Here is a 24980-nt window from a genome sequence, read left to right as displayed (position 1 = left end):
AGTGGGGGAATGGCTGAGAGTATTGTTCAGAGGAAGAGTTTTGAGTTTGCGTTGAGGGTTATTAGGCTCTATAAGCAATTGCAGGCGCAGAGAGAGTTTGTGATTTCTAAGCAACTGCTGCGGAGCGGTACTAGCATTGGCGCTAATGTTGAGGAGGCAACGGCAGCTCAGAGTCGCAGAGACTTTTTATCGAAAATGGCGATCGCGTCTAAGGAAGCCAGAGAAACAAAGTATTGGCTGCGTCTTCTAAAAGAATCCGATCTGGTGAACCTCGACCTGAGCACAGAGCTAAGCCAAATTGACGAACTAATACGTATCCTTACTGCAATCGTCAAAACCACTAAAACAACCTCCTAACTCAAAATTCAAACCTTGGGAAACAACCTCCTAACTTAAAACTCAAAATTCAAAACTCAAACCTTGCCTTAGTACCGCATCAGCGATCGCGCATAAACCGGACAAACCTCCCCATCTCCCCCATCTCCCCTATCCCCTCGACCGCCCCCATCGCCATACAGCCCCTCAACGGCTTTCGCCAATCCCTCGCTCTCAAGCTGTTCGGCGGCAATCAGAGCAAACTTCCGCACGGTAGCCCAGTAGGGCAGGTGGCAATTAGCGCTGTCGATCAGGCTTTGGTAGAGGGCGGTAATCCGAGGATGGCGCCACCAATCGGGCTGGGTAGTGTCGAGTTCCCGCACCTGGGCCTGGTGGCAGAGGGCAGCTAAATCAGGGACGATTACCATGGCGCAGAACTTGCGATTGGCTCCGACGGTGATGGCCTGGGCGACTAGGGGGGAGGCGGTGAGTTCTTCCTCAAGGGGGCGGGGGGAGACGTATTTGCCGGTGCAGAGTTTGAACAGAGGTTTCTTTACGCCGGTAATGGTGAGAAAGCCATCGGGGTCAACCTGACCCAAATCGCCCGTGCGCAGCCAGCGGTCGGGGGTGAGAACAGCGCTGGTGGCGGCGGGGTCATGGTAGTAGCCCTGCATTAAGAAGGGGGCGCGGACCAGAATTTCCCGGTCGGGGGCGAGGGCAATTTCTACGTCGGGAATGGGGAGGCCAACGGTGCCGGGGCGGTTGTGGCCCTCGCGGGTGTAGGTGAGCACGCCACTGGTTTCGGTGAGGCCGTAGCCCTGGTAGACGGGCACCCCTGCGGCGGAGAAAAACTGCACCAGATCGCCGGAGAGGGCTGCCCCACCGCAGATGCAGGCTTTGAGCCGGCCGCCAAATACCTCGCGCCATTTGGGATATACCAGCCGTTCGGCCAGCTGTAGCTGGAGTCGGTAGAGGCCCTGGGGCGGCTGGCTGGGGTCGAACCGGGTGGTGAGTTTGACGGCCCACAGCAGCACCCGCCGATCGAAGCGGCTGAGGTGGTGAGCTTGATCAAGGATGCGATCGCGCACTTTTTCGAGCAGGCGGGGCACCGTAATTAAAAAGGTAGGTCTGACGCGCCGCAGATGTTTGACCAGGTGGTTGGGGTCAGAAAAGTAAATGCTGTGGCCCCAGGCCAGGTGCCCGTACAAAAACACGCGGGCAAAGATGTGGGTGAGGGGCAAAAACAGCAGGGCCACCTCCTCGGGACCGGCCCTGAGGTTGGGATAGCTAGAAAAGGCGGCCAGCACGTTGGCGGAGATGGCTTCGTGGCTGAGCATAACCCCCTTGGGCCGCTTGGTTGCGCTGGCAATGTAGATGATGGTGGCCAGGTCCGAGGGGGCGATCGCATCCCCCAAAGCCTGAGCGGCCTCAGCCGTCCAGCGCTGGTGCCCCCAACGGCTCACCTCAGCCAGCGAGCACACCCGCAGCGCCTGGGGCATGGGCACGGGCGGGCACAGCGGCTGAGACTGAACCTCACAGAGCAGATGGGGAATTTGCAAGCAGGCCTCTGGGGCCGGTAGTGGTAGAGCTATGTCTGAGGCTGAGGCTTCACTTTTCAGGGGCTGATCGGCCTGCCAATCCTCCGGCACCTCGGCGACGATGACGGTTTTTAGGGTGGGCACTTCCCACAGGTAGGGCCGAATCTGACCGAGCAGATCTAGGTTAGATACCACCAGCAGGGGCGCTTCGACCTCCTGGAGAATAAACAAAATATTCTCAATGGTCTGGGTCAGGTCGATGGGAACGTTGACGAAACCGGCCAGCAGGGTGCCAAGATCGGCGATCGCAAACCCCATATCGCTGTGCATCATCAGGGCAACGCGATCGCCCCGGTGCAGGCCAAAGGCCTCTAGCCCCAGGGCCAACTCCTCCACAGTGCGGCGAAAGGCGTCGGTCGATAGAGATTGCCACTGGCCTTTGCGCCACTGGCTGAGGGCGCGATCGTTGGGAGTAACTGGGCCATAGGCTCCATCTAGCAGAGACGGCAGGGTGCGGTGAAGCACAGGGCTGGCAAGACTTGCGATCGCGGTGTGAAGGAGGGTTGGGGTAGTCATGGCGACGGAGAGGTGAAGGGATATGAATGCGGCCCGGCGGCGCGATCGCACCTATAAATTGGAAAATCAGAGTCATTTGGCCAGTCGATTCTTCAGCCAGGCCTATATACGTCGCCAAACGTTTTCCTGCGGCCGCAAACGACTGGTCAATAGAAAGAATGGGCAAAGAAAGGCAACCCACCCTAGCAGGCTGACATCTATTTTGTCTGACTTAACGCGGAGGCAATGACATAGGATTAGGCTCGATGCGTTGGAGCAAAAAACTCCCCAGCCTATTACCTACCTAGACCCATAAAAATCGCTGCTGTTGTCTAAGCACAACGCTCAATTTAATCATTTCAAAGTCAATTTAAGCTGATTCATGGCATTAAATCGCTCGAATTTGGTGCAGCAGCTTTTATAAGCCAATTGCCTCTGTGAACCTAGCGTTCAACCCAAGGGAGCCGAGCACTAATGTAAAAGGGTGTATAAAAGGTCTTTAGACCACTGCTAGTCCACCCATTATTTTACTTATTATAGCCTTCCAGATCTGGCCTACTCATAATTCAAATCTATCGCAAATAATTTTTGTTAAGGATTGAGTCAGTTGATCTTCTGTCTATGCATAAACACCTAGAAGGTCGGCAAGATCTGGCGCGAAATCCCTAGGGATCTTGGGAAAAAGACGGGGATATTCAACGTTCCTTAGCGCGCACTTTGTTCATAGGTTCTGTGGTGGGGAGAAACTAGGGCACCTAGTAGACTGCGGCACAAGTATGGGGACTATTGCCAGTCGCGAGGGAGCAGGGGAGTCAGGGAGGTGGGAAGTTAGAACGGCAAGTGTATTTCAGTCTTCGAGTACGAGCTTTCGACATCTGGGATCACCCACCTAGACCAAGGCTAAATTTTCCGCCAGCTCTGAGATGCCGATCACCTTGATCTCATGGTAAGACCCATCTATTCAAATCTAAGTATTGATATAAGACTTAAAAGACTTATATCAAGAGTATATTTTCTAGGCAGCGGATCTGATCTGAGTAGGGGGAGGCGCGATCGCGATCGCGCCTCCCCCTACTCACGCCTTTTTGTGCAATAGAACTATGTCAAGTCACTAGTAAACCTTAAAACGAGACTTATCAGCCTCTTTTTAGGTCTTACAGTGATAACGAGTGGATTGCTGATAAGACAATCTACCAGGAGCTGCTTTGTAGCCCCATGAGCCAAGTCGCAGTACATCGACTACCCTTGGGGTAAGGCGATGGCCTGCTTTATGCCACGGGTCTAATTTGCTCTATTGCAAGGAGCCATTCCGCAAAGGCCTGGCGGATCTATGTCAGAAGCCATAGCGCTCACCCTATAAACGGCATTCAGCCTTAAGGTTCGGCCTGGCACTGCAAGATGCACCACGGAAGTCTTGAGAAGGTTTGGAGATTTAGTCCAAATCTAGTCCGGCGAAAAAGCATTGCCTCTGAAACTGCCTTCCAGAAAGGGCTTCAGGCATCAGATAATTTGCATAGTACGCAACTATTCCGGCGTCGACCAATCTGACGACAGATTGTGCTTTCTAGCATATTTTGTCCAAAACGGACAAAATATGCTAGAAAAGGTACGCAGACAAAATATGCTAGACAAAGTTCCATCATCACTGTTGAGGAAGCAAACTCTCCATTATATCCCCTGTGCTATAGCTAGAGGTCAGCACTCTCTCAAGGGTTGGAGGTCTCTTTCGTTTGCCGGGTTCAAGTTTGTTCCACTTGGAAAGCAGATCGCCTATGACGTCAGCTTTCCAAGCTTCCTCGAAGGTTGGGCCGTAAGAGCGCGTATCCTCTGTGTCGAACTCTATGCCGCACCTTCCACATTGACCAGGCTGAGACCAAAATCTAAGAATTGGTTGTTTAGAACTGCACCAGTAGCAGGATGTTCGCAACCGCCGTCCATGGCGGCGGCACACATAGACGTCAAGGAAAGACCAAATCAGTAAGTCATGGACTGGCTGCCCGGAAATCCTCTGCTCCTGGTGACAGACAGGACACCAGGCACGCTGAAAGCGTAAGACCGAATCCTTCTTTACGTATCCTTTCAGAGGAAGCGTCGTAAGCAGGTGGAGATCTGGGCGCTTAGTTAACTCCGCTAGTGCAGATACAGTGGCTTGGGTTTCATTCGACATGTCAAGCCACTTACCAATGTGAACGTGGGCAGGAGTAAGACTACCTAGATCAGCTCTGTCTATTCTGTAGACACTTCTTTGAGAACGAGAATCTTTCCATGCAGACCCAGTTAAAGGATGAATGAACCGATAGATCAAAGCGCCTACATCAAGGCAGTGGGCTTCTGCTAGGCGCATGGCATAACTAGCAAGGCTTTCACAATGCGGGGTGCCCATGCCTTCTGGCTTCAGCGAAAAGAGCTTACTCGGTCCTGGAACATCAAGCTTCTGCATTGTTGGATCTAGGTAGAGTCAATCCGTTACTGACTAGGGTTGAACAGAATGTTCTAGCTGGCATTTTTGTCATCACCAACTTTCCGCCGTTCAGGATTAGGCTCTCCTACCCGTCTTGGTTGAGAGGGCTGTGCTACAGGTGATTTATTACTGTTTACATCAGGTTCTATACTGATGATTGGCTCAAGTCCTAGCTCTATGCGGAAGTAGTCTCGGGTGATGGTATCTTGTAGAGCTTTCTCTCCCTGACAAATCTCGCGAAACATAGTAGAGCAAGCGTTTAGGGAGAATGCATGTTTCTCTAGGTCAGTCAGCTGGATGGTAGATGTATCTTTGTTACCACGTAATGTTTCCTTCAGAGCTTTCAAAAGCCAAGTTTTCAGTATGCCAATGCATCCTAAGCTTCGCTCATAGCAAAAATCCCAGTGACCCATGAGATCTGGCTCTTCTTCCAAGGGTAAATGCCTTTGAAATTTGTACAGTACATTTTTGAATGCCTTCACATCACTAGCACTATCCAAGCGATAGCGAGGATAATGAATTTCTGTGCTACGACGGCAGAGTTGACCACTAAGGGCCTGTAAAGGCAAAAGCTCATAAGTACCAACCAGAAGAATAGGAACCTGGCCTAAATTGGAAATTGACTTGATACACTCTGACTGATCCTTCAAATGCTTTGATGTAGAAACTCTTCCCAAATTCTGAGCTTCATCTATATAAAAAAGCTTTGGTTGACGGTATTTTAAGTTTCTTTCAAGCAGAAGGCGAAGCGCTGCCTTGGTAGATGAATGAAGATATGTGCGTGCTACTAAGTGGTCCTCAATATCAACTAGGGGATCATCTAGCGCTTTGAGTGCTCGTATATAAAAGTCCTTCCAACTAAAATTCCGGAGATCTGGTGTAGGAGCCTCAAAACCTGCGAAAAGAACCCTTCCTTTATTCTCTTCATACTCCTTCATGAATTGGTCGATCAACTTTTCAATTGTTCTTAGGAGAAGGGTTGTTTTGCCGACTCCAGATGGGCCAAAAAGAAAAATAACTGTTGATTCGTCAGGGTCCGTTAAAGCTGCTACCAATCTGTCTGCGACTTTAATCAAAAGAGGATGGGCTACAGTGAAGTTTCTAAAGTAGTCAATACGTTCCTTGATTGAAGATTCTAGGAGCCTTTCTGGAAAGTAGCTCTTTTCGGTCATTAGTATTCTCCATAATCTTCAAATTCTTCTTCGTCTTCAATACATGGCTCTACTATTGAAAAATTTTGTGAATTCTTTGGTCTCATACCTGGTAGCTCCATATCTGACAACTCAGTGAGACGGAGTTCTTCAGGACCAAGAGCCTGGATAGGTTGTATAGACAAGGTTCCAGAAAGACCACCCTCAATTACCTGGAGGACAGTTTGATTATCAAGCGCTTTGAGGCGTTGCTTAAGTAAGGTTTCGTGTTTATCCACATCTTTCAAAAACTGAGCAATATCCCTGTCAGAGATATCTGTATTTTCTTTACTCTGTTTTTTTCGCTTTTTGACTTCCTCGCTAGCTAATTGGACTTCTTTTTCCGTGCGGCTATTGAAAACAGAAAAGTAGCTAGAAGTGCATTGAACCCATTGATTTCGTACGTATGCGTAAGCAATTCCGATGTTGAAAGGATCGTACCGCACCTCGACTTTTTGTTTTTCTAGCATGGGATCACGGAAAATATCATTCCAGTACCAAATATTGAAAATTTTGATTCCTCTGGTAGGCTGAATTTTACGTGTGCCTGGTTTTGGGGCAGCTAGAGTAAGAATTTTGAAATTCTCGTTAAACTCAATGCGACGATGTTCACGCTGTCCACCGATCGCCAGACCACTGGTATAGGCATCACAAGGGCTCTGATCCAGTGCTGGGTGCTTTTCTCTGTCGTAGACTTCGTACAACCAGACGCAAAGGAATTTGTAGAGGTCAGGCAAGTTCCACAAGGCATTTCGCTTAGGGTCAACGGTTTTAGTGGTTTGCCGATTTTTCCTCCCTTGGGTATTGCCCTGAAGGTTGTACAAAAACTCCTGGTTATTAGTGCCAAACATCCGTTCGACCAAGGTGCCAGAGCGGGCAAAAGCCGGAGGGCGGTATTTGAGGGTGATCTGGTAGAAAGCAGCTAGGTTATTGAAATGAATGCTGTGAAATTCTGAGCCATTGTCCACGACTATGTTTTGGGGTAGACGCTTGAAACGACTTACGCAGATGCGCATAACCATCATGCAGGTGCGGTAGCTAGGCGACTCATAGGTCACGTAGGCTGCCAGAATGCGACGACTGTAAGCGTCGATCATCAGTGTGAGCCAAGCTTGGTTAGCGAGTTCATGGGGCTTGCTCAGTTTGTCAACGCTGATATTGCATAGGCTCAGTGACTCCAAGGAGCTGAGTAGCTCAATATCCATCGGAGTATGGTCAATATGGACAATTTCAAAGGGGCGGCTGCCGTGACGTGGGGTGGTCTCAGTCAGTTCCCAGTACATTGGCTCTTTTTGGATTGCGGCCCGCTTACCCTGGCGCGATCGCGTTTGCCCTGCTCCAGATCGTCGCTTTACCGCGCTATAAAACGAAGCTCGGCACGGAAATACCCAGTCAGGGTGCTCTTCGGCAAAGTCAGTCTTAAACGTCTTGAAAATACTGTGGGCGTTCTGTTGCTTGATAGTTTCGTAGTGCTTTTGGATGTAGGAATCCATATACGCCAGGACTTCGGCGCTAATCTTAGGGACTCGATTGCCCTGTAATTGGCGGTTGGGGATAAGCCCTACGAGGCCATTGCCGTATTCCCTCTCAGCTGCCCTATAGCGATCGCGCCATCGCTTGATTGTTCTCGTAGGGCACGTAGGCGCAGATTCCTCTAGGTAAGGTTGAATAACCTGGTAACGCTCGTAGGCATCTTCCATTGCTTTAGCGCTAGCCTGAAGCAGAATGTCGTTGACGGCTGCTTCAAGTTCGTCATGGCGGCTTACCTGATCGACAGCGGTGATGTCCCCCCGATCAATCAGGGCATCGAGCTGTTCGTTATTGAGGGAGACCAACTGCCCATCAGCTCGCTGAAGCGAGGTTTTGTTAGTTCCGGTGTTGCTAATCTCCCAAATTTCACCATCCCAGTTGAGCCTAACGCCAATGGAGATTTTGATACGCTGGAACCCGTCAGGGGAGGTAGGAGACTGAATCAGCTGGGCATGAACGTAGGCCAGGGCGATCGCCTCACTTTGAAAGACTTTGACCGAGTGAGGGTTAGAAAGCCTGCCATTGTAAAGATCAACGTAAATCTGTCGGGTAGCAATCAGGGTGTAAATGTCGTCTGGGGTAGCCCCAGTGTTGGCCTCTAGTAATTCGGCTAGGGAGAGCCCTCTTCGCTCTTCGACTAGGTTTTGCACAGCTGATACAGTGGCCGGCTCAATGGCTGGGCTGTCAAACCTCAGGTAGTCATCTAGCCAGAATATATTGTCTTGAAATTCCCAAGAGACCTCGGCGTCTGACCAGACCCGGAAGGCTAGGCCATATCGGGCGGCGTACTCCTCACCTGGTGGGCAGCGCCAGACTCCATATTCGTCGCGACAGTAACGGTTTGGTTGGGTCTGCGCCAGCTTCTCTAACTCGGCCGCCGGTTTGCACTCCTCCCAACCAGCCTCGTTGGCTCTAATCACAAAGAGATCGGGGGTGCTGACGACGCGACAAGGCCTCCCGCTCCTAGCTTTGTAGCTCAGCTCTACCCCGCCATGGGGCTGGTCGTAGTATTCCAAAACTTCGTCATCAAACTCTAGCTGGATGATGCGGGCTAGCTCAACTCGGTGAGACTCGAACTGAATGGTCACACCCATCTTTTTGCTGGGGTAGCGGCCAGAGACGTTTTTGCGTCCGCCCTGCACCGCTCGGGCAGGGGGATTGTTGCGTATGGACTCAATACGCTGCTGGGCATCAGGACTGAGCCCTTGCTGGTGGTACCAAATACGAATATCTGAGTCGGTTAGCATTTTGCCAAGTGCAGCAGAAATATCCAAACATCATAGTAGACGCAAACGCGCAAAAGCGCTATAGCTCAAGCGCGCTCAAAGTGAGAATGGAGAAGCGTAAGAGTGACTGGGAACTCAAGTGGTCAACAGCTCGAATGCTTGTTTTGAAGAATTGCCGCTGCACATACTTTGTCTCTTATCTCCGACAAGAGATAGGCCTTATACTCGTCAGAAGGGGATATCGCATAATGCGACAAGTGATGGGCATTAGGACTGTTTACCTAGCGTCACGGGAAATCACTCGGAACCTTGGAGACAACGTTGTTTCCAAAGGCTAGCTCGGTGTGAACCTTGGAAACCGTAAGATGTTTTGGAGATAAAGTACGGGTTTAACTCAATGGGCAAGACTATCCGAGAAGTCAGAGGGCGCATTCCTCAAGATCTCAAGATTGCTTTTGAGGTGGCCTGTGCACGCCTGGAACTTAGCCAGTCGAATGCGCTAGAAGCCGCCATCAAAGACTGGTTAACAAAGCAAAATCAACCAATTAGCGAGAAGCCTATAGCGGAAAACTCCGCTCAAAAGTAGTCATCATATTTCTAGACTCACCATTATTTTTCTGGGACTCACCTTGCCTCTCATGAGTCTCCTTTATGGCTCCAAAATCGTTACGAGAGGGTGGCGATCGCATCACCACGCAAAGTGCGACATGGAAGCCCGAAGGAATGCATAGCCGCAGTAGAGAAATGTGAGCAGATCCTTTGAGCAAATAGAATGCCCCAGTCTCACGAATCCTCAGGATCGGTTAACTCTCCTAGGTAGAGCTTAATAAAATTCTGGGCCGCTTCAGGATTGACAGAATTGAGTGCCTTCACGATCTCAGCTACAGTCTCAGCTGTAGGGTCGCGCTGCTCATGGAACCACCGAAAAACCACTGAGCGGCGAACGCCTAGCAGCGTTGCCAACCTATTTTGGCTAATGTCATAGGTCTCTAGAACCGTTTTCAAGGCATATCCTGCTCTTCCCATGCCCTGAATGATCTCAGAGGGAAGAAACTCCGTAAATGGACACTTAATGGCTTACACGCAAGATATGATAGCTGTGTAAGCCAATGAGTGTCCACTATGATGTCCAATTTTCAAGCTCCTGGAACAAAGTCTCAGGCTCTGCAACCTCTTGAGCAAGAAGATCTCATGCTGCAGCCACATCAGGAAACAGTTCGTATTACCGTTACCAGTTCTCCTGAAGGGGTGAAAGCCGTCATACGTGATTTGCATAGCCGCCGCTTTGCTGAAGCCAATGACTGGTGTCCGCCAGTGCCAACAGGGAAGATAGGTGAAGTGATGACAGTCCTGATGAAGCGGGTGTGGGTCGATTGAGTGCAGCCTGGAAGGCCTTTATCGCGATATCTGTAAGGGCCTTCAGTTAGCATAGTCAAAGAAGGCCATCTATTAGTGGGTTGATTGAGCCCTACAGCTACAGTAGGGCTTGCGGTCATTTGCTGTAGAAGTGAACTCATCAGAATTCAATTGGTTCTGGTGCCACATCTTCGTAGATTGCGTCTACCGGAACTGTGATTTCTAAGCTAATGAGTTCTAGGTCATTACCTTCGCTGTAGGGGATGAACGTCCACGTGCCCTCGTTATAACGGCGAAAGACATCTACAGTCTTAGTCTTAGAGCCGACCAACACATACTCTTTTAAGGTTTCCAGGCGGCGATACTGAGCGAATTTTCTGCCTCGGTCATAGGCCTCGCTGTCGGGAGAAACCACTTCCACAATCAAGCAGGGATATCGAGAGAACTTCTGAGCAGTGCGATCGCGCTCATCGCAGGTAACACTGACATCTGGGTAGACAAAGGGTCCAGCGTCGGTAATACCTACTTTCGCATCTGAGTTTCTAACTTTGCACCCCCATTGTAGATGGGAGCGCAGAATAGTGGCAATATTCAGCGCAATATCGGCATGGGGCAGCGACCTGTCGGTCATTGCAAAGACTTCCCCATCAAAATATTCATACCGCAACTGCTGTTGAGCTTCCCACTCAAAATACACCTGGGGAGTTAGAGGATGGTTTTGGCTGGCAGCGATCATTGCTAAAACCCCAATCAGGAAAGCTGCTTGCCTATTTTAATGCAATGACTATCGGCAGGCGGAATCGCTATTACCTTTGCAGCGTATCGGCACCGATTGAATAGGCAGCGAAACAGGCTGCCTATGGTGGCTTGCACTGAGACTCAAAAATACTGACTTGAGTCTCAGCGCAAGTCTCTAAGTCTTGATTTGAGAGATCTTGCTGACGCTTGTAGGCATGGACGTAATCTCAGACATGTCTGCACCTAAAACCTGACGGGGTCTCCCCAAGCTTGAGTCATAAAGCAACCCTCAAGAGCTTCTAAAAAAGGTCTTAGCTGATTTCTGCCTTCTCTCATCCATGAACGGCGATCGCTATCGCCGTGAAACACTGTCACTATTTCAAGGAATTGGTCTGTCCCAGAAGCATCCTTGCCAATAGGTAACATACGGTGCCAGACATGACTAGTGTAGCCAGGCGCTCTAACTTTTTGTGGATGCTCTCGATGGGGATCTCTACCGCCGATCGCGCGAGTCGTCTTGAAAACATTGTTATGGAAGAGGTCAATTGCGGCCGACCCGGTAACAAGCTCTCTGCTGCAATAAACTGCCACTCTGCCTGGATGGAACGATTCTCTCCACTGGATTATGGGAGTCGCAGATGCAAGACTGAGACAGTTTTGGCAAAGCTGATGTAAGTCGTTCAAAAACTCAGTCAGTTCATCCTTAGTCGTCACAGGCTGAATTTCATCTACAAGCTGCTTTCCTTCTTCCGATTTAGGCTTCTCTGAAGTCCAATGACACCCAATATGAAATCTTGTATAGTCCTGCTTGAAATCCTTATGCCAAACTCTGCGCCAGGATTTGCCAAAGCCTCCCATAACGTAGGCAAACCTTAGCACCTCTGTCAGAAAATCAAGATCAGCTTCAGAGCTTGCGGAGACATGAAGGGTTCCTCGTACAGTATGAGCTGCTGGGCTCAAAGGCTTTTCATTTCTTTTTTTAGGCTCAACAAGTTGCCAAGCACTTAGCTTGTAAAACAGTTGGATAGCGCCTTCTCCTTCTGTGCTACCCATAAAGTAATCAACTTGTCGATTGACTCTATTTATGTCATTACAAACTCCTCCCAACAGGCGTTTGAGATGGCCTCTCAAAGTAGCCTTGAAGAGATTAGGCCGAAATTCTGAGTTGCCATTCAGCAATTGAGAGCTGACGCCCACACCCTGGAGGTTGAAGTGATGTGCTTTCGCGTAGTTTGGATGTTCTGCATCAGCATAGCCAGGCTTGCCTGCATCTGCAAATCCATAGCCAGTACTGGTTTTACCTCCAAGTCCCGAACGCAGGGCCTCTCTGGTCAAAGTTTCAACCTTTTTCCAGTCTATCCCTTCGTCAGCGCTGCTAAACTCAAAGGAAAATTCAGGCTCAAAGAAACTAAGTAAGGCAAAAGCACTACCTGGTGTGTTGTCTGCCACCTGACGAGCTTGCTGAGGATGAACCACATCCACAATCTGGTTAGCCCAATTACCTATCGGGTACGCCCCATGAAAACGTAGCTTGCCGGGCTCTTCTTCATTACCACAGTAGAGTTGAACCAGATCTTTATCTTCTTGCGGTAGGATTTCTGAATAGAGTAAACGCCTAAACAAGCCTTTGACGCTACTACCTGGAATATAAGGGATTCCAGCTTTCCCTAAAACAGGACGATGAATACTGTCTTGCCCAGAATTACTAGATACTCGGCAAGAAAACTTCAACTTGAAGGAATAAATCGGGGTTTTAGTTTTATCTCCTCCTTCTTCATAGACATATTTGTACTTGGGATCCAAAGTAGACGAAGATTGTAACCACTCTTTCATCCATTGAGTGCGGTGAGGATTTTTTCCCTTGTCTCCTGCGAATTGAAGGTTACAACGTTCTTTTACCTGCGCTCTGTACATCATAGGAGGTTCTCGCAGACCCTCCATAGGGTCTTGATCTCCTTTAAACTCAATTTTTCTACCGTGAATTGGTTCTTGTCTAGATACTTCCAAGCCTAACTGTGGAGCAATTTCACCTAAATCCTTTAGAGTTTTCTTTGGTTTAGGCATAACAACTTTTACCTCTGAGACTGATATGACATTGGATAAAAATCATGAAGCTAATCTGACATTTGCGGTGCTTGATTTAATAGCCTCATGGATCAAGTGGTTTTATATCGCTGAGTCCACCACACTAAGCAATCACAGAGCTGTGTGAGTACTGCTAAAGCTAACCTTTGGTCTTCCAAGGTTAATGTTTTACCGCTGGAGTCCACCGGATTTTCTCCCCAAAGTTTTTTGGCCATTGCTTTTGGGTTGGAGTCATCAGGGAGTTTAACATCAGCTTTATCGAGGATATTAGCTAGGGTGTCCCAAACGTCTTTCCAGTACTTAGATTTTTTAGTTGTTCTTCCCTCTTTATCCAGGTGCCGTAAATGTTCTCCCCAAAACCGTTCAAGACCATAGGCGACGGACTCCCTCATTTTGTAAGCTTCGCGCAAGCATTTTTCGCCTTGAATTTGATCTTTTTGATCTACTTCAAGAGCATCAATCACTAATCTTTGCGCCTCTCTGTCTAGCCCGTAAGCTTGCCATCCCATATGCTTACCCTCCTATTCCTATGCTTCTAGATTATTAGATTTGTCACCAAAATATTCACCGCCCAGCATGACTTCGCAGTGACCGCAACCGACAGATTCCAAACCCCCAAAATAAAGCTCCCGCATGGTGCGCTTTTTGAAAGGTTTCCAGCGATCGCTGCCATCTTCTGCGGTGTCAGTGCTTTTGTCGTATTCAGGTACGATATCTTTAATAGCGATAGGAAAGATTAGAATGCTGTCTTCAGGTAAAGCCTCAAAGCCAAAAAAGTTTTCAACCTTTTTAACGTCATCTTCCAGCTTGGTTCGAGTCTGGCGATACAAAGCCATATCGTGGATAATGCTGATATCTTGGTCATCCACTACCACCAGGTTGTCAGGCTGGATTTCTGATTCTTTGGGAACCCACTGGTTCAGATCCTGAACAATTTCCAAATCATCCAAAAAACCCAGATTAAAAAAGAGTCGGTCTCGATGTTCTCTCAATTTTGCCGGATAGGTTTTGGGCTGACCATCGGCCTTTGGTTTTGGCCTTGGAATTTCCTCTGATTTGCCAGTAATTTGCTTGAAGCGGCGCAACAGACGAGGACAGCTTACCCAAACTACAGGTTGTCCAGGGCAAAATACTGGAATCCACACCAGAGAAGCATATTCAAATTTCACGAAGGCTTCGGTGGTACCACCATCTTCCTGACCGGCAACAGCGTGGTGGCCATACCAGTGGTTCTCATCAGTTTGTGGAGGAACTTTGATGTCATGCTTGGCGGCTTCTTGTTCTAACCACTTGAGGCGAGGAAACGGATTGTCGGGCCTATCTGGATTTGGGATTTCCCTCTCTGTCGCTGGGGGTAGCGATACTCCTTTTTCCTTCAAGGAAAACTCCAGATACTGTTGCCGTCGCAGTCGCATATCGGCGCGAAAGCGTCCACGAATGGAGCTGCCGGGGATAATGCCTGTCTGCGTAAACTGATCGCGAAAGATCAAGTTGAGATTGCCGGTTTCTTCTCCGGCACTGGCTCCCACATGGAGCGGGGCCAGGGTTTCGATAATGCCGTAGGCTTTGTGATACATGGGAAATAGAAGAGATAGGGCAAAAGAGGGAAGAGAGATGAAGGGCTAGCTGGCAATTCTTGTTTCAGGAGGCTGGGCCAACTCACTTTCAGCTTCACTGGCTGGGACCGCTATCGCATCGGGCAGCGCCAGGGCCAGACCGCAGCCCCAGCGCTTGAGCGAGGGGCCTTCGCAAGGAAACCAATCTGTTTCCCAGTCATACCAGCAGGGTTGCTCAGTACTGAGCTGATAGACCGTGCCTGCCGGGACGGCATAGCGGCCCCGAGACAGCTGCTTAGGCTGGTGGGGTTGATGTATATCTTGGCCCTGGTCGTTTTTGCGGTTGCCCAGTCGATAACGAAAGGGAACAGGTTTGCCGGTAAGCATTGATGCTTGCTCGGTAGTTTCTCCGACTAAGTCTTGCCAGGCCGCGGGGTAACGGGTCGAAAGCCGGTTAGACCCCCACACGGCTGGAGTAATCAACGCAAAGGTGGTGCCCACAGGCTCAGACAGCAGCAGCTGAATTTTTGAGTCCAACTCTAAGCAGGTGACCTCGGCCATATGCCCCTCGCCGCCGAAGCGATACCAACCTGACTCCAGAGACTGATTAGAGAGATAAACCAGGTAAATATCGTCGGGCACCTGCACCGAATTTTCGAGAAACAGACTGCCCTGGGGGTCGAGATTTTCAGCGTCTGGCTCAGTGGTACGGGGCGGGACGGCGACTCGCCGCTGATCAGCCTCCAGCCGGGGGTGCAGGTGAGTCAAAAAATTCCAGGGAGCCTTTTGAACGGTTTTGGGCTTGTGCCACTGGCTGAGCGGCAGCCAGGTGTTGGCCTCAAACTTACCGATCGGCACCTGCCCCTGCTGGTTACGCCACCCTAGTCGCTGAGGTTTGTCGGGATGAGCCTGCCAGCCTAGGGTCTGACTAATTGCGGTGCTGCCCTTCTCAACTAAGTAGGTCAGCGGAGTTGGCACATAAAAGTCTTGACCGCTGGAGGTCAGAGTTTGGCTATGGGTCCAAAAAGGGCCCGCCAGTTGTAGATCGTGCAGCGCTTGTTGTAGTTCAGTTTTGGCAGCTCCCGTAGTCTCGGCGATGCGTTGGGCGTAGTGGGCGGCCACTAGCCCAGAGAGAGTCGCCGCACTGGGCGGAAAGTGGCTGCCCGCTCGCCCTACCAAATTTTCGGGAGAGAGAAAGGGGCCAGCGCTGCCGTAGAGCAACCCTAGGGGTTGAATCGCCAGTAGGTATCGAAACGGCGGCGGTTTGGGAGTTTTGCTAGAGTCGAGGGTCGGCATGGCTAAGCGGCCTGAGCGTAGGTACGGGTCTCAAAGCTTTGGGTTAAATGAAAGCCCACCTGGGCCAGGTTAATTACCCAGTTGATAAGAGCTTGATCGATGTCGGCTTGGGTGCTGTAGGTGCTGCAATCGCCTAACACCCCACTGAAGATCCGAGTCTTTTCAGGAGTATCGGCCTCCTGGTTAAACCAGTAAGAGGGATTGGCCAGCAGCGCACGATAGGGTTCACCAAAGTACAGCTTCATCAGCCCCAGCGCGACTTCGGTGGACTGAAAGGCGTGGCGAGCTTTGAGGGTAGCCACATCGTTATAAAGATGAGTCCAGTTGGGGCGATTGTCGTAGCCCTGTGTACCGCGCCGATCGCGGTAGGCCGCCACTAGCCCTGTGGTGGGCAGATCTTCAGGGGGCTCCGGCAAAGAGGAGAAATCTCCCTCCAGCAGCCACCAGGGACAGACCCACTCCAGGTAGTTGCCGCTGTTGAACAGAATGCGCCAGGCGATGCGATCGCGCCCGCCCTGCTTCGCTGCATGCTCGGCCTCACGGCAGTGCTGCAGCACGTCTCGCTGGGGCACATTGGGGGCCGCCCACACAAACCCCACGCTGACGGTAATTGGCTCCTGGGTCTGGCTCCACACCTGCGATTTAAACGTCTCAAACCAGGTCAGGCACTCCAGGGGCGTCATGGGCGGGCTGTCGGCTGGGTCGCCTCTGGTCGCCTGGTTGCGATAAAACACCCCCAAAAAGTCGTCGCCGCCAGCGTAGATAATGCGGCCATCGGGGTCAAGCTTGTTGGGGCGGTAGGCCGGGGGCATCTGACGCTGGAGCCCGGCACCCCACTGGCGCATATTGTGACTAAAGCGGTGCAGCACATCGTCGGGTTTGCCTACCAAAAAGTTGCCAGCACGATCGCCATCTCCTTGAAACCAGCCGGTCCAGCGCTTCACAGTTTCAGACTCGGCCCGCTCGGCATTTTCTATTGGGGTCTGGTCATTTTCGGGCCGGTTCAGCAGCCGGTTTAGGTCTCTAAAACTGGGGGGAATTTCGACCTGTAGCCGCCGAGGTCGCTGAGGATCAGGCCGGTAGTTGGCCACACGATCGTAGGTAACCAGCCGCTTTACCAACTCTGGAATGCTCAAAAACTCGCGGGTGGTGATGGTGGCTTCATCCAGTTTGGCCATCAGCTGGCCGTAAAACTCGCGCACTTCCCTGTCCTCATCGGCCTGGGGGCGCGAGTAGGGACGGTGCTTGCCCATGTGGGGCCAGGCTCGCCCGTCAATGCCCGAGAGGCTAGAGCTTTCGCCTGTCCAGTTCACACCGCACCAGGCGCGGGCAAACTTACGTTCGTTCAGCGCTTCCTTGGCATCGTCAGCGCTGTCGCCCACAGCCCAAAAAAACTCCCAGGCATGGTTGATCCAGGCCTGCCACATCCGCTGCCAGTGCTCATATTCCCAGCGGGTGCCATCGATTCGATTGGGGATTTCGTCTTCAATCCAAGCCTGGCAGATCAGCACCACATCGCTCCAGGCTCGATTAAAGGCATTTTCTGCTCGATCTTTGGGAAACTCACCCCGAATTAAAATCTGGTTGGGTACTCCTTGGGTAATCGCAATCAGCGCCGGAGAGACGATCGGATCGTCGGGCCAGCGCAGTTGGTCAATGGGCACACCAGGGTTGAGGTAGCGCTGGGCGGCCTGACAAATCCGCTCTGATAAGTACGACAAAATGAACGAACTGCCGTACAGGTCGCGCAGCTTGCGCGATTTCTCGATAAACCCCTGCACTGGGGCAAAGGTTATAGCGGTGTAAAGAGAGGCCGTCATGGGGTATTTGGCTCTGTGAAACGTCGCTGTTGTGCCCTACCCTAGCGGGTACCTGGAAGCAGGGTCTTCCAGAAGCAGGATTGAATAGAGTCAGGCTTACTTCTCTGCCTCCCAGGGCGGCAGGCAGGGGACAGGGGATAGAAGGCAAAGCTAGCCGCAATAATCCCTCTCCCGAGCCTCTCTTCCAGGGCAAGAGAAGAACTTTGAGAGTCAGGGGGGCAAACTTTGTGCAACCCTAGTCGCGTTTTCTGCCAAAGATGGCAAATTTAAGTAAATCTTCGGTTCAACTTCTAAACGTTACCTGCCTTTACCCGGCCACTCCATGAACTACAGCCGTCTGATCGAGGCCCTTAACAACCCCACCAAAAAGCTGTTTGCCCTTTTTTTAGCGGCAACCATGGTGATCAACTTCGTCTCCGACGGGGTGACCGAGTTCCTGTGGAATTTGATCAACACCTACACTACCCGCTGGCCATTGTGGAGCCAGGCGCTGCTGCCCGTGGCGCTACTGGTCGGGCTGCTGCTGCTGATCTACTTCACCGATATTCCCAGCTGGATTAAGGCACTGCTGTACCGCATAGGAGCGATACCGACAGAAACACCCCAGGCCAATGTCACCAAGCTAACCAAAATCTATCCGGGGCTGATCGTGGCCATGAGTCCCACCGATGACTCCCCCGCCGAAGTCGCCATTCGCTACCACTGGAACCAGGGGCACCTCCCCCATCTGCGCCACTGCTGGCTAATTTGTACCGACAAGTCGCTGCCCTACGCCAATCAGCTGGTCAGCCGTCTCGCCGTCGAGGGCATCACCCAAACCTTAAAAGTCCACTACGGCCCCAATCTTTTAATTGACCCTAACCAGTCCGAGCCACCCCTCAGCCTGCTGGTGTCCGACGACCAGATCGACGACCCCAACTACATTCAGCGCCTGGTCGATGCCATCTACGCCGATGCCGCCACCCAGGCGGGGCTCTCCGAACCCGAGGTAATCGCCGACTACACCGGAGCCACCAAGGGCATGACCGCCGGTATCTTGCTCGCCTGCGCCACCCCCGATCGCCCCCTGCAATACATCAGCCAGATCTACCCCAATCAGCTCATGGCGGTGGATGTGTCGTACCGCCTCAGGCCCATAAAGCGGCGACGCCGGAGGCCATAACTCCCCTGCCTCCCGACCTGGGAGGCAGGGGCTGGGGGACGGAGGGTGAATGTGGCATGGCGTGAGTTACTCATTACCAAGCTTTCTCTTTTCCCTAAATCCCTCTCCCACGCCGGGAGAGGGACGCTGAGATTCCCATGAACTCTCTACAAAATCGCTTTCTTGACCCCACAAACTTTGAGCTGGCCTGGGACAAAGTGGCCACCAACCAGGGCTGCGCCGGGGTCGATGGCGAAACCATCTATGCCTTTGGGCTGCACAAGTCGCGAAACCTGACTCGGCTTTTACAGCAGGTCGCGACCAGCACCTATCGCCCCCTGCCCCTGCGACAGTTCTTTATTCCTAAAAAGTCGGGCGGCTGGCGCGAGCTGGGGGTGCCCACCGTGCGCGATCGCATCGTTCAACAAGCCCTGCTCCAGGTGCTACACCCGGTGTTTGAGGTCGAGTTTGAGCCCCAGAGCTACGCCTACCGGCCCGGTCGCTCTCACCGCATGGCTGTTGAGCGGGTGGCCCACTGGCGCAGCCGGGGCTACGACTGGGTGCTCGATGCCGACATTGTCAAATACTTCGACACCCTGCAGCATCCCCGGCTGCTGGCCGAGGTGAAAGAACGGCTCAACCAGCCCTGGGTTTTGGCCCTGCTGCAGGGCTGGATCACCGCTGGCACCCTGACCCGCGAGGGCATTTTGCTGCCCACCTGCGGTGTGCCCCAGGGCTCACCCATATCGCCGCTGCTGGCGAACGTGTATCTGGATGACTTTGATGAGCTGCTCACCCAGGCCGGGCACAAACTGGTGCGCTATGCCGACGATTTTGTCGTGCTGGCCCGTACTCAGCAACGACTGGTAGAAGCACAAACCTATGTGGCCCAACTGCTGGAGGGCATGGGGTTAAGCCTGCATCCCAATAAGACCCAGATCACTACCTTCGATCGCGGCTTTCGGTTTTTGGGCCACGCCTTTGCCGGAGATGTGGTGGTGCCGCTGTCGCCAAGACGCCCTCAGGCCCTCACCCCCAACCCTTCTCCCAATTTGGGAGAGGGGAGCACCATGAAGCTGACCTATGCCGATGGCCCAGCCCAGAGCACCGCTATACAGCAGGCCCTGGTGGAAGCGCTAAAGCGGTCGCAGCAGCCCATACCGCCGCCGCTGTTTGTGGTGCTGGGCTACCAGGTGCGGGCCGATGTGCGGGTCGCCCTTGAGTCTCAAGAAATCACCTGGAGAAATGGCATGTCTAGTCTCTATGTTGTCGAGCAGGGGGCCTACCTGCACAAAGACCAGGGGCGGCTGGTGCTCAAAGCTCCCCGCGCCAAAGACAGTCTCGAAATTCCGCTGGCAGAGGTCGAGCGCATTTTGCTGTTTGGCAATGTGCAGCTCACCACGGCGGTGATTGCCGCCTGTTTACAGCAGCAGATTCCGGTGATTTTTCTCAGCCAGTTGGGCGACTACAAGGGCCACCTGTGGAGCGCCGAAATTACCGATCTCACTGCCGAGGCCGAGCAGTTTGCCCGCCAGCACGACGAGGCCTTTGGTTGCACCACCGCGCGGGCGGTGGTCTACGGCAAGCTGTGGAACTCGAAGATTTTTTTGCTGCGGCAAAATCGCAAGCGCCAGTTTGCCGAGGTGCGTACCGCCATCGAGCGGCTCGATGGGGCGCTGACGACGCTGGCGGGGGATGCGCCCCTGTCGCTGGAGCAGATTCGCGGCTATGAGGGCAACGGGGCGAGCGAATATTTTCAAACCTTTGGCCCGCTGATTACCAACCCTGGCTTTAGCTGGGCGGGGCGCAACTTTCACCCGCCCACCGACCCGGTAAACTCGCTGCTGAGTTTTGGCTATACGCTGCTGTTTAACAATGTGTTTAGCCTGCTGCTGGTGGAGGGGCTAAACCCCTACCTGGGCCACCTGCACGGAGCCGAGCGGCAAAAAGCGTATCTGGCGTTTGACCTGATGGAGGAGTTTAGGTCGCCAGTGGTGGATGCCCTGGTGATGCGGTTGATCAACCAAAAGATTATTCGGCCTACAGACTTTAGCTGGCCGAAGGAAAATAACGGCGTGTACCTGACTGACCCGGCTCGGCGGGTGTTTTTGCGGCACTTCGAGCAGCGCATTACCGAAAAGGTGACGCACCCGGATGTTAAGGAACCTGTGAGCTATCGTCGAGTGATACAGCTGCAGGTGAAGCGGTACAAGCGAGCGGTACTGGGTAACCAACCCTACAAGGCGTTTGAGCGGATGAGATAATGCTGGTACTGGTAGTTTACGACATCCCTGACGACAAGCGTCGTACTAAGCTGGCCACTTTTTTAGAAGGGTACGGACGGCGGGTGCAGTACTCGGTGTTTGAGTGTTTTATGGATCTCAAAAAGATGCAGAAGCTCCACGCGGCAATACAGCAGCGGGTGAAGCCTGAGGAAGACAGCGTGCGGCTGTATTGGATTACGCCGGACTCGTTCAAGCGCTCCCTGGCTATCGGGCACCCACCCATTGAAGAGCCGCCTAGCTACTACATTGTGTAGGGCTTGAGGGCAGTATTTTCTACTTTTGAGCAAGTTGCGGGGCACATTAGCCAGATCGGCTGAAACCCGCATTCTCTCGTTCTCATGTGCCAAACCCTTGCACTGCAAGAGTTTGGAGCCTGCCAAGTTGATGTTCCAGAGCTTGAGATCACTGCTAAAATGCTAATGTGCCTTTTGAGGGGGGTAAAACCCGCTCTACACCTGGATTCCAGAATGGCGCACCCTACCGAATGGGTTAATTCGGAATAGTTGGAAACACTGGATCGTTTGTGAATCTTGTAATGGCTGCTCCAATCATGCCCTACCGAATGGGTTAATTCGGAATAGTTGGAAACTCTGCGCTGAAGAATTCGCCTTCAGCCAGCACTAGGGCCCTACCGAATGGGTTAATTCGGAATAGTTGGAAACCTGCTAAATCCTCGAGTGCCTGTTGCTCCGGTGTTAGCGGTGCCCTACCGAATGGGTTAATTCGGAATAGTTGGAAACTTGGTCTCATCTGTCCAGGCCGCAGCGTTGAAAGCAACACCCTACCGAATGGGTTAATTCGGAATAGTTGGAAACGCCTTTTGTTTGCGGGCCTTAGGTGTCTTGGCAGACTTAGCTTGAGGTCGGCCCGAGGCTCCCTACCGAATGGGTTAATTCGGAATAGTTGGAAACAGGGTCAATGTCAGCGGCGACACGGCCATCGATCTGAGCCCCTACCGAATGGGTTAATTCGGAATAGTTGGAAACGCGTACGCACCAATCAGATGAGCTGTTGTCTCCCATGCCACGCCCTACCGAATGGGTTAATTCGGAATAGTTGGAAACGCTCTAGATTGATGAATTGCTCTTCGGCATAAACTTCTACCCTACCGAATGGGTTAATTCGGAATAGTTGGAAACTGTAGGCAACCTTGGGCGACACGCCGGTGTCAAAGATCGCAATACCATACCGAATGGGTTAATTCGGAATAGTTGGAAACACCAGTTGCAGTATATACTGCCAGATTGACAGTCGATTCCCTACCGAATGGGTTAATTCGGAATAGTTGGAAACACTGACAGGATAGCAGCAGCAGTTAGAGCAGAAGCAACCCCTACCGAATGGGTTAATTCGGAATAGTTGGAAACAAAAAGCTTCATCACACCTGCCGCAAACATGGCAACACCCTACCGAATGGGTTAATTCGGAATAGTTGGAAACACTCCATATCGAAGTACGCTTGTTCATCTCCTGTGACCCTACCGAATGGGTTAATTCGGAATAGTTGGAAACCAAAGACAGGATAGCAGCAGCGGAAAACAGAGCGGAACCCTACCGAATGGGTTAATTCGGAATAGTTGGAAACGGAGTCTCTGCATTAAGTTGATTGATTTGATTTAGGTCTACCCTACCGAATGGGTTAATTCGGAATAGTTGGAAACTATATACGGTGGGCGATCATTTTCGACGTCACGTTCGGGATACCCTACCGAATGGGTTAATTCGGAATAGTTGGAAACCCGGGAATAGCTTCAGCAGGCAGTTCGCCGTTATCGGTATTTCCCTACCGAATGGGTTAATTCGGAATAGTTGGAAACACTCCCGACCATTGATCAGTCTCATTGCCTCGTCGATACCCTACCGAATGGGTTAATTCGGAATAGTTGGAAACTTGACAATGTACAGATTTTGGGATCTATTGTGGCGATCGCCCTACCGAATGGGTTAATTCGGAATAGTTGGAAACCATCTACAACTTGCCGGGCGTCGTGCAGGATTTCAGAGAACCCTACCGAATGGGTTAATTCGGAATAGTTGGAAACTCTAGGTCGTCATCGATGTATATTTGATCGATCTGCCAAGACCCCTACCGAATGGGTTAATTCGGAATAGTTGGAAACTACTTGTAGGGTTAATCGGATGATCGCCGCGAATGTGAGTCCCCTACCGAATGGGTTAATTCGGAATAGTTGGAAACACCTTCAATCATCAATTCAAAGGAAGATGGACACTCACTTAAAAGCCCTACCGAATGGGTTAATTCGGAATAGTTGGAAACAAACCGAGGCGTAGGGTACATGCGGTAGTCGGTGTTCCCTACCGAATGGGTTAATTCGGAATAGTTGGAAACGGTGAAGCCCAGCTTTTTGAGCTTGCTGCGGTGGGGCCCTACCGAATAGGTTAATTCGGAATAGTTGGAAACCCATCTTGGTATCCCCGAACGTAGGCTTGGTCTCTGGGATCTTCCCCTACCGAATGGGTTAATTCGGAGTAGTTGGAAACTTTTCGTATTCTTCTGGAACGGGAAGGTTTTCGTAGTCGACCCTACCGAATGGGTTAATTCGGAATAGTTGGAAACCTACAGTCAGGCGAACCCGACGTAGCAGTCTCTTGGGCCCCTACCGAATGGGTTAATTCGGAATAGTTGGAAACCCATCAAAGTAGACGTTGGCAAAGATCAATTTAGGATCTTCCACTACCGAATGGGTTAATTCGGAATAGTTGGAAACAGCCGCAGGGGGAAGCCATCACGGGGCGAAGGATGAGCACTACCGAATGGGTTAATTCGGAATAGTTGGAAACTGGGCTCATTTGCCGCCTGGCGGCAGCCCGCTGAATATCTCACTACCGAATGGGTTAATTCGGAATAGTTGGAAACCAGACGGGCGGCGCTGGCTGCACGGCGCTATCAGCCACTACCGAATGGGTTAATTCGGAATAGTTGGAAACTACCTGAGTAAGTTCATAGATGCCTGGTACAAGAATCTCCACTACCGAATGGGTTAATTCGGAATAGTTGGAAACACACGGCGGGTTTCGCCAGTGATGGGGTTAAAGGTCGCGATGCACTACCGAATGGGTTAATTCGGAATAGTTGGAAACATGAGTCCATAGTATTGTGAGTAGACAGCAGTAAGTAGATGCACACTACCGAATGGGTTAATTCGGAATAGTTGGAAACTTTGTCTGGAGTAGAAGGAGTAGATGGAGTCACTACCGAATGGGTTAATTCGGAATAGTTGGAAACGATCTTAGCCGATAGATCAGAGTTTATTAGCTGGCTGTCACTACCGAATGGGTTAATTCGGAATAGTTGGAAACGCTCGGGAGAGTTGTTAAAGTAGACAACTGCTGTAAAGTTCACTACCGAATGGGTTAATTCGGAATAGTTGGAAACAAGCCACGCTGAACAGCAGCGTTTAATGCCCCTTCAATTAGGCCACCACTACCGAATGGGTTAATTCGGAATAGTTGGAAACGATCTACTCGCGGCATGTGGAGAGGGTGACGGTGCTGGGCACTACCGAATGGGTTAATTCGGAATAGTTGGAAACACTTGTTACTCCATACAGGAGTTTCATTCTTAAATGCCGCCACTACCGAATGGGTTAATTCGGAATAGTTGGAAACCTTTGTATCCACAATGGCGCCGCTTGGAGCTTCCATGGGGGTCACTACCGAATGGGTTAATTCGGAATAGTTGGAAACCACCTGCCATCTCGATCGCCCGCCATCCAGCAGGGGTGAGTTGGTCCCTACCGAATGGGTTAATTCGGAATAGTTGGAAACCTGGAATTAATTTGTTCTGGCATTAGAGTATCCCTGCCCTACCGAATGGGTTAATTCGGAATAGTTGGAAACCTCTTCAGCTCAGCGCCAGGCTTCAGG

The 24980-nt window shown here is 51.4% G+C and carries 17 protein-coding genes and 1 CRISPR repeat array (1 of these 18 running past the window's edge); of the genes, 6 read left to right on the top strand and 11 right to left on the bottom strand.

Going from position 1 to position 24980, the window contains the following annotated elements; translation table 11 throughout:
- The first annotated feature begins 9 nt into the window (after positions 1–9).
- A complete protein-coding gene (locus LEPTO7104_RS0129940) occupies positions 10–357 on the top strand; it encodes a four helix bundle protein (RefSeq protein ID WP_017302258.1) in 348 nt (115 codons plus the stop codon).
- Positions 358–425: 68 nt separating this feature from the next.
- Here the strand turns inward: LEPTO7104_RS0129940 and LEPTO7104_RS36180 are convergent, their stop codons facing one another.
- The 4 genes from LEPTO7104_RS36180 to LEPTO7104_RS0129925 all read right to left on the bottom strand — a co-directional run bounded on the left by LEPTO7104_RS36180 (position 426) and on the right by LEPTO7104_RS0129925 (position 8863).
- Positions 426–2429 (bottom strand): AMP-dependent synthetase/ligase, encoded by a 2004-nt coding sequence (locus tag LEPTO7104_RS36180; protein ID WP_155524003.1) that lies wholly within the window; start codon positions 2427–2429, stop codon positions 426–428.
- A gap of 1621 nt (positions 2430–4050) precedes the next feature.
- A complete protein-coding gene (locus LEPTO7104_RS43945) occupies positions 4051–4791 on the bottom strand; it encodes a TniQ family protein (protein WP_225887141.1) in 741 nt (246 codons plus the stop codon).
- A gap of 110 nt (positions 4792–4901) precedes the next feature.
- Complete coding sequence (locus tag LEPTO7104_RS0129930) at positions 4902–6041, bottom strand: ATP-binding protein (RefSeq protein ID WP_017302256.1); 1140 nt, start codon at positions 6039–6041, stop codon at positions 4902–4904.
- Positions 6041–8863, bottom strand: a complete 2823-nt coding sequence (locus LEPTO7104_RS0129925) for a DDE-type integrase/transposase/recombinase (protein ID WP_155524002.1) — start codon at positions 8861–8863, stop codon at positions 6041–6043. Before LEPTO7104_RS0129925 ends, LEPTO7104_RS0129930 begins: the two co-directional genes overlap by 1 nt.
- 349 nt (positions 8864–9212) lie before the next feature.
- Here LEPTO7104_RS0129925 and LEPTO7104_RS0129915 point away from each other — a divergent pair, with 349 nt between their 5' ends.
- Positions 9213–9401, top strand: a complete 189-nt coding sequence (locus LEPTO7104_RS0129915) for a hypothetical protein (RefSeq protein ID WP_017302253.1) — start codon at positions 9213–9215, stop codon at positions 9399–9401.
- Between the two features lie 197 nt (positions 9402–9598).
- On the opposite strand, the gene LEPTO7104_RS0129910 is transcribed toward LEPTO7104_RS0129915, so the two are convergent.
- On the bottom strand, positions 9599–9841 hold the full coding sequence (locus LEPTO7104_RS0129910) for a helix-turn-helix domain-containing protein (protein ID WP_017302252.1): 243 nt from the start codon (positions 9839–9841) through the stop codon (positions 9599–9601).
- Positions 9842–9937: 96 nt separating this feature from the next.
- Here LEPTO7104_RS0129910 and LEPTO7104_RS40780 point away from each other — a divergent pair, with 96 nt between their 5' ends.
- Entirely contained in the window at positions 9938–10192 is a 255-nt protein-coding gene (locus LEPTO7104_RS40780) for a hypothetical protein (protein ID WP_155524001.1), read from the top strand.
- A gap of 139 nt (positions 10193–10331) precedes the next feature.
- On the opposite strand, the gene LEPTO7104_RS0129905 is transcribed toward LEPTO7104_RS40780, so the two are convergent.
- From LEPTO7104_RS0129905 to LEPTO7104_RS36170, 6 genes are all read right to left on the bottom strand, one after another.
- Complete coding sequence (locus tag LEPTO7104_RS0129905) at positions 10332–10907, bottom strand: Uma2 family endonuclease (protein WP_017302251.1); 576 nt, start codon at positions 10905–10907, stop codon at positions 10332–10334.
- A gap of 245 nt (positions 10908–11152) precedes the next feature.
- The gene (locus LEPTO7104_RS0129900; protein ID WP_083887216.1) at positions 11153–12973 is read right to left on the bottom strand and encodes an RAMP superfamily CRISPR-associated protein; all 1821 of its coding nucleotides are present in this window, start codon (positions 12971–12973) and stop codon (positions 11153–11155) included.
- A gap of 92 nt (positions 12974–13065) precedes the next feature.
- Positions 13066–13503, bottom strand: coding sequence for a hypothetical protein (locus LEPTO7104_RS0129895; protein ID WP_017302249.1), 438 nt, complete (start codon positions 13501–13503; stop codon positions 13066–13068).
- A gap of 18 nt (positions 13504–13521) precedes the next feature.
- Positions 13522–14571 (bottom strand): RAMP superfamily CRISPR-associated protein, encoded by a 1050-nt coding sequence (locus LEPTO7104_RS0129890; RefSeq protein WP_017302248.1) that lies wholly within the window; start codon positions 14569–14571, stop codon positions 13522–13524.
- Between the two features lie 45 nt (positions 14572–14616).
- Entirely contained in the window at positions 14617–15846 is a 1230-nt protein-coding gene (locus LEPTO7104_RS36175; protein ID WP_017302247.1) for a type III-B CRISPR module-associated Cmr3 family protein, read from the bottom strand.
- A gap of 2 nt (positions 15847–15848) precedes the next feature.
- Positions 15849–17666, bottom strand: coding sequence for a type III-B CRISPR-associated protein Cas10/Cmr2 (locus tag LEPTO7104_RS36170; protein WP_040697961.1), 1818 nt, complete (start codon positions 17664–17666; stop codon positions 15849–15851).
- Between the two features lie 322 nt (positions 17667–17988).
- On the opposite strand from LEPTO7104_RS36170, the gene LEPTO7104_RS0129875 reads away from it, so the two are divergent.
- The 3 genes from LEPTO7104_RS0129875 to cas2 all read left to right on the top strand — a co-directional run bounded on the left by LEPTO7104_RS0129875 (position 17989) and on the right by cas2 (position 21346).
- Positions 17989–18828, top strand: coding sequence for a hypothetical protein (locus tag LEPTO7104_RS0129875; protein ID WP_017302245.1), 840 nt, complete (start codon positions 17989–17991; stop codon positions 18826–18828).
- A 137-nt stretch (positions 18829–18965) separates the two neighbouring features.
- Positions 18966–21071: a CRISPR-associated endonuclease Cas1 gene (gene cas1, locus LEPTO7104_RS0129870; protein ID WP_017302244.1), complete on the top strand. Its 2106-nt coding sequence runs from the start codon at positions 18966–18968 to the stop codon at positions 21069–21071.
- Positions 21071–21346, top strand: a complete 276-nt coding sequence (gene cas2 / locus LEPTO7104_RS0129865) for a CRISPR-associated endonuclease Cas2 (protein WP_017302243.1) — start codon at positions 21071–21073, stop codon at positions 21344–21346. The genes cas1 and cas2 overlap by 1 nt, the downstream gene beginning before the upstream one ends.
- A gap of 221 nt (positions 21347–21567) precedes the next feature.
- A CRISPR array of direct repeats spans positions 21568–24980; the repeat unit is 36 nt; unit sequence CCCTACCGAATGGGTTAATTCGGAATAGTTGGAAAC (it continues 58 nt past the right edge of the window).

This window comes from Nodosilinea nodulosa PCC 7104 (assembly GCF_000309385.1).
Taxonomy (GTDB): Bacteria; Cyanobacteriota; Cyanobacteriia; order Phormidesmidales; family Phormidesmidaceae; genus Nodosilinea; species Nodosilinea nodulosa.
This window is presented reverse-complemented; position numbering and strand designations above follow the sequence as displayed.

Coding starts and splice junctions, on each gene's coding strand:
- LEPTO7104_RS0129940 (WP_017302258.1), top strand. CDS start 10: ATGGCTGAGAGTATTGTTCAGAGGAAGAGTTTTGAGTTTGCGTTGAGG.
- LEPTO7104_RS36180 (WP_155524003.1), bottom strand. CDS start 2,429: ATGACTACCCCAACCCTCCTTCACACCGCGATCGCAAGTCTTGCCAGC.
- LEPTO7104_RS43945 (WP_225887141.1), bottom strand. CDS start 4,791: ATGGGCACCCCGCATTGTGAAAGCCTTGCTAGTTATGCCATGCGCCTA.
- LEPTO7104_RS0129930 (WP_017302256.1), bottom strand. CDS start 6,041: ATGACCGAAAAGAGCTACTTTCCAGAAAGGCTCCTAGAATCTTCAATC.
- LEPTO7104_RS0129915 (WP_017302253.1), top strand. CDS start 9,213: ATGGGCAAGACTATCCGAGAAGTCAGAGGGCGCATTCCTCAAGATCTC.
- LEPTO7104_RS0129910 (WP_017302252.1), bottom strand. CDS start 9,841: ATGGGAAGAGCAGGATATGCCTTGAAAACGGTTCTAGAGACCTATGAC.
- LEPTO7104_RS40780 (WP_155524001.1), top strand. CDS start 9,938: ATGATGTCCAATTTTCAAGCTCCTGGAACAAAGTCTCAGGCTCTGCAA.
- LEPTO7104_RS0129905 (WP_017302251.1), bottom strand. CDS start 10,907: ATGATCGCTGCCAGCCAAAACCATCCTCTAACTCCCCAGGTGTATTTT.
- LEPTO7104_RS0129900 (WP_083887216.1), bottom strand. CDS start 12,973: ATGCCTAAACCAAAGAAAACTCTAAAGGATTTAGGTGAAATTGCTCCA.
- LEPTO7104_RS0129895 (WP_017302249.1), bottom strand. CDS start 13,503: ATGGGATGGCAAGCTTACGGGCTAGACAGAGAGGCGCAAAGATTAGTG.
- LEPTO7104_RS0129890 (WP_017302248.1), bottom strand. CDS start 14,571: ATGTATCACAAAGCCTACGGCATTATCGAAACCCTGGCCCCGCTCCAT.
- LEPTO7104_RS36175 (WP_017302247.1), bottom strand. CDS start 15,846: ATGCCGACCCTCGACTCTAGCAAAACTCCCAAACCGCCGCCGTTTCGA.
- LEPTO7104_RS36170 (WP_040697961.1), bottom strand. CDS start 17,666: ATGACGGCCTCTCTTTACACCGCTATAACCTTTGCCCCAGTGCAGGGG.
- LEPTO7104_RS0129875 (WP_017302245.1), top strand. CDS start 17,989: ATGAACTACAGCCGTCTGATCGAGGCCCTTAACAACCCCACCAAAAAG.
- cas1 (WP_017302244.1), top strand. CDS start 18,966: ATGAACTCTCTACAAAATCGCTTTCTTGACCCCACAAACTTTGAGCTG.
- cas2 (WP_017302243.1), top strand. CDS start 21,071: ATGCTGGTACTGGTAGTTTACGACATCCCTGACGACAAGCGTCGTACT.